Source organism: Haladaptatus sp. (assembly GCF_049589095.1).
Lineage (GTDB): Archaea > Halobacteriota > Halobacteria > Halobacteriales > Haladaptataceae > Haladaptatus.
Genome location: NZ_JBAWAC010000476.1, coordinates 1 through 2,821 on the forward strand (window position 1 = coordinate 1; position 2,821 = coordinate 2,821).

General features: G+C 55.2%; 2 protein-coding genes and 1 pseudogene. 2 read left to right on the forward strand and 1 reads right to left on the reverse strand.

Annotated elements, in window-relative coordinates:
- Positions 1 to 1,069 precede the first annotated feature (1,069 nt).
- Positions 1,070 to 1,279 (forward strand): annotated as a pseudogene (locus WBV42_RS14775) (fumarylacetoacetate hydrolase family protein); the annotation flags it as partial.
- Between the two features lie 8 nt (positions 1,280 to 1,287).
- Here the strand turns inward: WBV42_RS14775 and WBV42_RS14780 are convergent.
- On the reverse strand, positions 1,288 to 2,286 hold the full coding sequence (locus tag WBV42_RS14780) for an LLM class flavin-dependent oxidoreductase (RefSeq protein ID WP_423986712.1): 999 nt from the start codon (positions 2,284 to 2,286) through the stop codon (positions 1,288 to 1,290).
- 206 nt (positions 2,287 to 2,492) lie between these two features.
- On the opposite strand from WBV42_RS14780, the gene WBV42_RS14785 reads away from it, so the two are divergent.
- A partial coding sequence (locus tag WBV42_RS14785) for a sugar ABC transporter substrate-binding protein (protein WP_423986713.1) occupies positions 2,493 to 2,821 on the forward strand: 329 nt, incomplete at its 3' end.

Genomic DNA, 2,821 nt, shown 5'->3' on the forward strand with positions numbered 1-2,821 from the left:
CGAAGAACAGGATGCAAGGGAAACTGTTCAGGGAGACGTTCCCGAAGAAGATTCTCGGAACGGCGAACATCATCGAGGTGAACATGCGACACATGTGAACCGGAACCGATCGGACGTATACGCTCGATGTGTTTCGTCGAACGCGTTGGCTTCATCGTCGGGCCTGAGTATCTCATCCCGAACGTCGGCGGGATCACCTCGAAACCGACCGTCGAAACCGAGTGATTCGTCGCGAACGTCGCATAACGGACGGCAGGTGTGTTCTGGATACCGGAATTAAGAGACGCGATAATGGGGTAACTATCCACCTGAAACTCCCAACAACAGTCGAGGGAAATCTCACATCGAAGGATCCGATATTAATTTTCAATAAGGGTGGAAGATATTGGTTCCGATGACGATAACGATGGAACACGACGATTCGGTAGTGGAGGTACCGTTACACGACCACGTCTGTAACGGTGGAAACGAAACGGATGTTCCTGGACGATGGGGTTGTTCGTGTTTTATATTTATTCCATCTTCTCGAGATAAGTACTGTTACGTGCTTAAACGCCGACATCATTGAATCCCATACCTGTCGGAAGATTTGTTGCATTCACACGCCTTATCCAAATTACACCACAGTCTGGGGAAGAAGGTAGAATATGTGAACAATTACAGCCGAAAACAGTAACGTTGTCATTAATTCAAATACAGAATGGCAATCGTCGAACTGTTCGGCCGAATCTCGTCGAAGTCGACTGTGAGTCCGAGCTGCGCAGTCGCCGCGTTTTCGACCGCACGTGACGTCGGAGTGGTGAGTCTACCTCCGATACGCCTTCACTGCTCGGTACCGTAGAGTCCGTACTCCGTCCAATTTCGGGAGTGAATGTCCGAATCTTCGATACTCGGGAGCGTTAGGGAGAGCACAAAAATGTTCTGAAGTACAGAACGGGTCCGATGGGAAGGGGCGCGATTTCGTGATTCAAACGGGTTGTTGACCAGTTGTTGGCGATTATGTTCCCTCATGCAGAACAAATTGCACATCCCTCAGATTAAAAGATCCTCAAAACACCGCATGATGGTCGAACAGAACTGGATTCGCGGGAAGGCGTTCGATGGGTCCACCCCCATCGGCCCGGTCGTCGCGCCGCCTGAGGACGTTCCAGACGACGCGACGGTCGAACTGCGGTTGAACGGGGAGGTAAAACAACGGTCCTCTCGCGTCGAGTTCATCTTCTCCGTCCCGGAGATAATCGAGGAGATCACGGCGTACATGACCCTCGAACATTTCGACAGCGCGGATCAAAACCGCGGAATCACTTCGTCGCCGAACAGTTCCATTCCCGTCGTTCCCGGGAAATCGAGGAACAACAATTGAAGTTTGTCGAATCCGAGGCTGCGAATCGTGCCGATCTGCCCGGCAACCTCCGACGGTGTTCCGATTAGGAAGCCGCCTTTCTCCCGAGCGTCGTCGGCGTCCGATAGCTCATCGTCCATATCGGACTCCTCGCCCCACGGAAGCGGGAAGATTCGGTCGCAGTACTCCCGCAGTTCGTCTTCGTCCTCGCGAACCAGAACGTGGGCGAGCCACGAGCGCTCAACGTCGTCCGGGTCGCGTCCTTCCGCTCGCAGGTATTCGTCGAACTTCCGAACCTTGAATTCGATGGGCTTCCCCCGAGCACGCGCGCTGATTTCGACGTTCCACTCGTCTGCATACTTCGCGGCGAGCCGCAGCATCCGCGGACCGGCACCGCCAATGACGAGCGGCGGATACGGCTCTTGCACCGGTTTCGGCTCGTTGTATGCGTCCTCGATGTCATAGTGGTCCCCGTGGAACGTCGGGGCGTCCTCGGTAAACATCGTTTGGAGAACCTGTATCGTCTCCTCCAGCATGTCGATCCGGGTGTTGACGTCCGGGAAGTCGAAGCCGTATGCGGCGTGTTCCTCCTCGTGCCATCCCGCACCGAGGCCGAGTCGAAGGCGACCCTCGGAAAGGACGTCCACCGTCGTTGCCATCTTCGCCAACAGTGCGGGGTTCCGATACGTGATCGACCCGACGAGGGGGCCGAGGTCGACGTCGTCGGTTCGCTCGGCGAGCGCGCTCAGCAGCGTCCACACCTCGAACTCCTCCCGTCTGGGGCCGAGCATGAAGTGGTCGGGTGCCCAGAGGCCTTCGAGTCCGGATTCGACGGCCGAGTCGGCTCCGGCGAGCACCGAGTCACGGTCCAGCGCGTCGTAGAGCGGCGCGTCTCGATGGACGCCCACACCGGCGTAACACTGCACCATCCAGTCGAATTGCATGGATACACTGGTTCGTCCCAAGATGTTAAGTGTTCGGCCAAAATGTTTGATCCGTAATGAGACTCGTGGAGATACAGTTAATGCCGGTTTCGAACCTCCCCCTCGTAACCGACGGCTATTTTCACGACACCATTAATGTAATGCATCTTTAGATTATACTTAAGTAATGGTTAAAGTTATAAGGTGGTTGGACCACATAGTTAATGATGACTCCTGTTACCAGAAGACAATACCTCGGTGTATCCGGTGCGGCGGCGCTCACCGGCCTCGCCGGATGTTCGGATTTCTTTAGTACTAGTAGTGGCCCCAAGAGTGGAGAACTGAACAAACTCGGCATTTCGATGTACGTCCGCGGTGGCTCCTGGATTACCGCGTTCAAGGAAGCCGCGGAGTTCTACTGTAAGGATCAGGGTATCAAAGTCGATATCGTCCCAAACCAAGAGAGTGCCAACAAGCAGGCCTCGGACATCCGTCAATTCGCCAATCAGGGGCAGATCGCCGAAGTCGCGTCCACGAACGAGACCGACGTGGAGAC